The following is a 7215-nucleotide window of genomic DNA, read 5'->3' on the forward strand; positions in this document are numbered from 1 at the left end:
CGCACCGGCGCGCGCAACTGCCGGCACCAGTAGTCGACCGAGGTCGCCTCTTCCGCGGTGACCGGCAGGCCGCTGACGCAGGAATAGAACGTCCGCACCGGCGGATGCAGCACGACGCCATCGAACGCCCGCCGGAACAGCGGCAGCGCACTGTCCATGAGGTGGCTGTGGAAGGCGTGGCTGACGCGCAGCCGGGTGCAGGCGATGTCCTCGACAGCCAGCGTGTCGGCAAACGCATCGATGGCCTCGGCACGGCCGCTGAGTACGGTCTGCGCCGACGCGTTGATCCCGGCGATCTCGACGCCATCCGGAAGGCGGCGGCTCAGCGCCGCTGCGTCGATGCGCGCCACCAGCATGGCGCCTGGCGGCTGCGCGAACATCGCCGCGCCACGCGCAACCACCAGCGCCATCGCATCCTCCAGCGCGAACACGCCGGCCCGGCAGGCCGCCACGTACTCTCCGACGCTGTGGCCGATCATCGCCGTCGGCTGCAGTCCCCACGCCGCCCACAACTCGGCCAGTGCATACTCGACCACGAACAGGGCCGGCTGGGTGAATCGCGTCTCGGCCAGTCGCCGCGCGGCTTCGCTCTCGCCGCCCGCTGCCGGCAGGATCAGCGCGCGCAGATCCTCGCCCAGCAAGGTGCTGGCCAGCTCGCAGCCGCGTTCGAAGGCCTCGCGGAATACCGGCTCGTGTTCCACCAGTTCGCGCGCCATGCCTGCATGCTGCGCGCCCTGACCGGGAAACAGCATCACCAGCGATAGCGGTTCCGTCGGTGCCGCATGCGTGCTGATCCGGGGCAACCGTTCGATCGCCTGGTGGGCATCGGCGGCCACCACGAAGCCGCGCGCGGCCATGGGCTGCCGCCCCATCGCGAGCGTCCAGGCCGCGTCCGCCAGCGCGGGAGCGTCGTCGCCCGCCAGGGCCGCGGCCAGTTGCTGCGCGCGTCGCTGCAGCGCCGCTTCGTCACGCGCCGAGAGCGGCAGCATGTGCAGGCAACGGCCCGACGCGGACGCCGGCATCGGTGGCACCTCCTCGAGGATCACATGCGCGTTGGTGCCACCTACGCCGAACGAGCTCACACCGGCCCGCCGCGGCTCGCCGCCGCGGGGCCACTCGACCACGCGGTCGGCCACCCGGAATGGACTGGCGGAGAAATCGATCTGCGGATTCGGCGTGCGGTAGTGCAGCGTCGCCGGGATGCGTTCGTGGTGCAGCGTCAGCGCCGCCTTGATCAGGCCGGCGATGCCGCTGGCTGCGTTGATGTGGCCGAAGTTGCTCTTCACCGAGCCAAGCCAGCAGCTCCCCGGCGCGGCGCCGTCCTCGGCGAATGCGCGGTCGAGTGCGGCAACCTCGATCGGATCCCCGAGCGGTGTGGCGGTGCCATGGGCCTCGACGTAACCGATCGATGCGGCGCTGACACCCGCGCTGGCCAGCGCCTGGCGGATCACGGCAGCCTGCCCACGCACGCTGGGTGCGCCGAAGCTGGCCTTGTCGCCACCGTCGTTGTTGACGCCTACGCCGCGGATGACTGCGTAGATGGTGTCGCCAGCGGCAATCGCCTCTTCGAGCCGCTTGAGCACCACGACCGCGCCGCCGGACGAGAACACCGTGCCGTCGGCGTCGCGGTCAAACGGCCGGCAATGGCCGTCGGCAGACTCCATGCCACCTTCGGCCGGCAGGTAGCCCGACTCCTGCGGCACGACGATGTTGATGCCTCCGGCGAGTGCCAGATCGCACTGCCAGCTCATCAGCGCATACCAGGCCTGGGCGACGGCGACCAGCGAAGTCGAGCAGGCGGTGTGGATACTCAAGGCCGGACCGGTGAGGCCGATCCGGTGGGCCACGCGCGTCGCGACATAGTCCTTCTCGTTGGCGAGCATGGCGGCGAATTCGCCCGCCGATGCCACCAGCCCCGGAGATGCATCGACCAGCTTGCGATAGCCGTTGTTGGACGTGCCCGCATAGACGCCGATGTCACCGGCGAAACGACCCGGATCGACGCCAGCATCTTCCAGCGCGTTCCAGCACAGCTCGAGAACGACACGTTGCTGCGGGTCCATCAACAGTGCTTCGCGTGACGGGATGCCGAAGAAGGCAGCATCGAAACGGTCGGCGTCGGCGATGATGCCGCGCGCGGGCACGTAGCGCGGATGCTGTCGCAAGTCTCCCGGGACCAGCGGCGACAACTGCGCGGCGGTGAAGCGCGTGATGCTCTCGCGCCCCGCCAACAGGTTGGCCCAGAATGCGTCGATCGAATCGGCGCCTGGGAAGCGACCCGCCATGCCGACGATGGCGATACCGGTCGCTGTGACGTCCGCCTGGTGGCTCATGAAGTTCCCCGCGGGCGCGGCGCGAAACGGTGCAGTGCCGCCCGCTGCCGCTCGCCGCGCAGGCGCGCGCCGGCGTCAGCCGCCGGCGCGGCCGTCGATGCGGTCGTCGATGCGGTCGTCGATGCGGCAAGGCAGGCGGCCAGCTTCGCCACGCTCGGGTGTTCGTAGATCTGCGCCGCCGTGAGCTTGCGATAACCGTGCCGGCGCAACTCGGTCAGCGCACGCACCACGGTCAGCGAGCGGGCACCGAGATCGAACAGGTTGGCTTGCGGGTCGAGCTCGGCAAGGCCCAGCAATTGCCTCCACAGGGCCGCCAGCTGCTGTGGCAACGGCAGGGACTGCGGCCAGACTGGCGCCGTGTCGGCATGCGCGTCCGCCAGTGTCTGGCGGTCGACCTTGCCGCTGGCCGTCAAGGGCAGAAGCGGCACGAGCACGAAGATCTGCGGCACGAGGTAGGGTGCGAGCTGCGCATGGCAATGGGCCCGCAGCTCGGCAATGATGGCGTCGTCGTCTGCTTGCGCATCGCGCGGGACGACATGAGCGATCAGCCGCCGCCCCGCGCTGTCGCCGGATGCGACCACGGCAACCTCGGCGACCGCGGGATGTCGGCAGAGCACCGCCTCGATCTCCGCTGGCTCGATGCGGTAGCCGTCGAGTTTGATCTGCGTATCGACGCGTCCGAGGTAATGCAATTCCCCGTCACCAGCATCGCGCATGCGGTCGCCGGTGCGGTACCAGCGCGCACCATCGCGCTCGATGAAACGTTCACGCGTCAGTTCCGGCTGGTGGATATAACCCGCGGCGAGGCATGTGCCACCCAGCAAGAGTTCGCCTTCCGCATCCCCTTCGACGACCTGCTCAGCCTCATCGACGAGGCGGATGCGCACATGCGGCAGTGGCCGGCCGATGGGCGGAAGCTCGGGCCACGCGCCCGGATCGCCGACGAGTTCATGGGCGGTGACCACATGCGCCTCGGTCGGGCCATAGTGGTTGTGCAGCACGCTGCCGTGCAGGGCGCCGAACAGCGCGCGGATCGCCGGCGTGATGCGCAACTGCTCGCCCGCAGTGATCACATCGCGCAACGTCGATGGCGCCTTGCCGGCGACTGCGGCCGCCTCGGCGAGTGCTTGCAGGGCGACGTACGGCATGTAGACCCGTTCGATGTGTTCGCGCTCGATGAGATCGAGCAGAGCGTAGGGGTCGCGGCGTTCGGCCTCGCTGGCCAGCACCAGTGTGCCGCCGGTGGCGAAGCTCGTCAGGATCTCCTGAAACGCGACGTCGAAGCCCAGCGGGGCGAATTGCAGCGTGCGCGCGGGCAGACCGAGCCGCGCATGTGCCTGGTGCCATGCGACCAGCGCGGCAATGGCTTCGCTGCGCATGGCCACGCCTTTCGGGCGTCCCGTCGATCCCGAGGTGAAAAGCACATAAATCAGCGTGCCCTGCCCGTCCTGCGACGGCGCGGGGATGCCCGGCTGCGCGACGATCACTGCCGGATCGAGACAGGGAATGGTGTTGCCGGCCAGCAACTGCAAGGATGCGTCGGGCGTTGCGAGCAGCAGCGCAGGCCGCGCATCCTCCAGCATCGTGGCGAGACGCGCAGGCGGATAGGTGCGGTCCAGTGGAAGGCTCGCGTCACCGGCCAGCAGGATGGCGAGCAAGGCGATGATGGAATCCGGCTCGCGCGCCGTCACCAGCGCCACCACGGCATCCCGTGGCAGGCCACGCTGCCGCAGACCTGTCGCCATGGTCTCCGCGCGCGCAAACACTTCCGCATAGGACAATGTTCGGCCAGCGGCCACCAGCGCGTCCTCCTGCGCCCGGTGCTGCGCCTGCGTGCGCAGGCACGTGGACAGGTCAGTTGGCGGTCCCTGCGGATGCGCCTCGGCACGGGGCTTCTGCGTCATCTTGCGCCCCAATGCGGCGCCTGGTTGCGGCCGAAACGTTCCCCGGTGCGCAGGAGCGGGCCGATCAGCCGCAGGTACGTGGCAATCGCAAGCGATTTCATTGGATGCCCGAGCCTGCTGCGCTCTTCGGCGACATCGCCGATGAAAGCACTCCAATTGTCCGCACCAAGCTGATCGAATGCGATCGAAATCGTCACGCCGAGGCTGCGCGCGGTGTGCCACCAGCCACAAGGCAGGAAAAGCGTTTCACCGGCATGCACCACCACTTTCTCGGACTTGGCCTGGCGAAACAGCGGATAGCGCGCGTAATCGGGATGATGGTGGTCCTTGATGCTCGATTGCCATGGAACCTCCGGATTAACGTACAGCAGGTGCTCCTGGCCGGGGGCGTACAGGGTGAACTCCTTGTCGCCGTGCAGTTGCGTGATCCAGGCGTGCAGGCGCATGACGTCGTAGTGCAGATACGGAAACTCGCCACCAGGCCCGCCAAAAAAAATCTCGAGATTGTTGACATGGCTGAAGATCCGCTGCGGCAGCAGTGGGTCGCGTTGGCGATCAGGCAAGCTGTAGCGGGGCCTCGGGCTGACCTCGGCAAGCAACTCGGGGAAGTCCCGTGTGACCTCGAACTTGCATGGGTATGGGCCGGGCCGCTCCAGGGTCGACGCCTGCAGCAGGTCGATCAGTTCGGCGAGCACGTACTCACGGCCACGCACACGCACCCTGCGTTGCCCGTAGTGCTCACGGAAGTAATCCGGCGTGCCATGGCGATACAGGGGCCATGCCACCGCCGCATCCGTGAGAATCACCGGTCGCCGCGGATCGCGATAACAGGTGATGAACTCGTCGAGGCTCAACCCAGTTCGCCGATCCGGCGTCAGGTCGACCACGATGTCGCTGTCTCTGGAAGTCGTTTGACCTCCGATTTCAAGCTTGTCTGTCGTCATATTCGCCCCAGTCCAATGATCCACCCCCGATCACCCGGTGTTCTTCCATCGATGTGCCACACTGGTCCGCGCTGTGCTTCAGCGCACTCCCCAGTCCTGACGCTTGTTGGCACCCAATCGCTCGACGATGTCCATGACCGGCCCGAGCAGCCACAAATAAGCGCCCAGCGCCGCTGCTTTGACCGGCTGTCCGTGGCGCCGCCGCAATGCGATGACCTCGCCGCAAAACTCGCGCCAGTTGCTGGACTCGAGCTGGTCGAACACGATGCTCATGCTTGCATTCAGGCTGCGCACCGCGTGCCAGGTACCGCACGGGATGAAGATCGCCTCCCCCGCACGAAGAATGGTCTTGCGCCCCCGCGCCTTGGCGAACAAGGGATAGCGCTCGGGATCGGGGCCCTTCGACGACTCCATCGTCGAGCGCCAGGGACGTTCGGGATCCACGTAGAACAGATGTTCCTGGCCCGGGTCGAACAGGGTGAACTCCTTGTCGCCGTAGATCTGCGCCACCCATCCGTGCATGCGCAGGTAGTCGTAGTGCGGAAACGGAAAGTTGCTGCCCGGCCCGCCGAAGAAGATGTCGAGATGGCTGATCGAGTTGAAAAGCAACTCCGGCACCATGGGATGGGTATGCCGGTTGGGCAGACTATGACCAAAGCGTGGCGAGATGTCGCCGATGAACGGCTTGCAATCGCGGACGGTGCAGGGATACGGCCCTGGGTTGTCCTCGGTGGCACCGAGCAACTGAGCGAGCGCATCCCCCAGCCGGCAGTCCTTGCCGGCACAGCGCACGGCCGCATCAGCGTATTCGCGAATGAAATACTCCGGCGTGTACTTCTGCAGCGCCGGCCAGTCTTTCATCGCATCGGTCAGTACCACCGGCCGTCGCGGTTTGCGGAAGCGGCGAATGAACTCATCGACACTGATGCCGCCGACACGTTCGATGGTGTCCGGACCTGGCTGGATGGCATCCGCACCCGCCATGGTCACAGCCAAGTCTGTCATTTCCGCCCCCTGGTGAACACACCCTGTGAACCCGACACTCGGGCAACCCATGGGGCGCCACATCGCGTTGGATAAAACCTACTCCAGACGCAAAATAATACGCCAATACCCCGCACAGTATTCGCGCGATCTGGCGATTCACACCCGCGAGATTGCAAACAATCGCAACATCGACCGATGGACGCCCGAGTTGACACGACCTCCGTGATCGCAAGCATGGTCTTCACCACACACCGCACCATGGGTACACGTTGCAGATGAACATTATGGCGGCTTGCCAACCCGCTGCGGCACAGGGATGTACTGTCGCGACAACACAAGATTACGCATTCGTAATGCCTCGCTTCGAGTGCGCTTCGCATAGACTCGGATCGCCATTTGCACGAGGCGGCCATGAACGCCACGAGCCCTCTGCCGACCACCCCGAACCTGTTCATCGTCGGCGCGCCGAAATGCGGCACGACTTCGCTGTACGAGTATCTGCGTCACCACCCGCAGATCTATTTCCCCTACGACGTGAACGACTACGCGCGCGTCAAGGAGCCAAACCATCTTTGCCCGGAACTCTGCATCGCCGACAAGGACGCCATCTGTGATCGCGACGCCTATATGACCTTGTACCAAGGCAGTCAGAACACGCGCTGGCGCGGCGATGCGTCGACCAACCACCTGTTCTCGGAGCGCGCTGCCGACAACATCAGGCATCTCAATCCCGAAGCACGCATCCTGATCATGTTGCGCCCTCCCGTCGAATGGATGCGCTCGTACCACAGCGAGCTGGTACGTCATCATCACGAGGACATCCTCGATTTCAACGAAGCCGTGGCAGCCTGTACGGACCGCCGCAATGGACGCCGCATACCCGCTGCCACCGGCGTACCCAGGTGTCTCGATTACCTAGTGTAGTGTTCCATTCTGTTTGGAACTTAAGCGACTGTTGGCGCGAATGACCTTCTGCAGGATGTCGGCAGCGCGCTTCGTCCAGATGAACGGCTTGGGTTTGACGTTGTGCTGCACGACGTATTCATC

Annotated in this window: 5 protein-coding genes; 1 reads left to right on the forward strand and 4 read right to left on the reverse strand. The window is 65.9% G+C overall.

Annotation, left to right across the window (positions count from 1 at the left end):
• The 4 genes from AC2VLV_RS03365 to AC2VLV_RS03380 form a co-directional block, all read right to left on the reverse strand.
• Positions 1-2333 (reverse strand): type I polyketide synthase (locus AC2VLV_RS03365; protein ID WP_486988627.1); only part of this gene is annotated, 2333 nt, incomplete at its 3' end.
• On the reverse strand, positions 2330-4237 hold the full coding sequence (locus AC2VLV_RS03370) for a non-ribosomal peptide synthetase (protein WP_486988628.1): 1908 nt from the start codon (positions 4235-4237) through the stop codon (positions 2330-2332). The genes AC2VLV_RS03365 and AC2VLV_RS03370, both read right to left, overlap by 4 nt.
• On the reverse strand, positions 4234-5181 hold the full coding sequence (locus AC2VLV_RS03375; protein WP_486988629.1) for a cupin-like domain-containing protein: 948 nt from the start codon (positions 5179-5181) through the stop codon (positions 4234-4236). The genes AC2VLV_RS03370 and AC2VLV_RS03375 overlap by 4 nt, the downstream gene beginning before the upstream one ends.
• Before the next feature lie 78 nt (positions 5182-5259).
• Entirely contained in the window at positions 5260-6171 is a 912-nt protein-coding gene (locus tag AC2VLV_RS03380) for a cupin-like domain-containing protein (protein ID WP_486988631.1), read from the reverse strand.
• A gap of 408 nt (positions 6172-6579) precedes the next feature.
• Between AC2VLV_RS03380 and AC2VLV_RS03385 the strand changes: the two genes are divergently transcribed.
• Positions 6580-7092, forward strand: coding sequence for a sulfotransferase (locus AC2VLV_RS03385; protein ID WP_486988630.1), 513 nt, complete (start codon positions 6580-6582; stop codon positions 7090-7092).
• Positions 7093-7215 lie beyond the last annotated feature (123 nt).

Source organism: Thiomonas sp. TH-17, from assembly GCF_057473305.1.

Coding starts and splice junctions, on each gene's coding strand:
- AC2VLV_RS03370 (WP_486988628.1), bottom strand. CDS start 4,237: ATGACGCAGAAGCCCCGTGCCGAGGCGCATCCGCAGGGACCGCCAACT.
- AC2VLV_RS03375 (WP_486988629.1), bottom strand. CDS start 5,181: ATGACGACAGACAAGCTTGAAATCGGAGGTCAAACGACTTCCAGAGAC.
- AC2VLV_RS03385 (WP_486988630.1), top strand. CDS start 6,580: ATGAACGCCACGAGCCCTCTGCCGACCACCCCGAACCTGTTCATCGTC.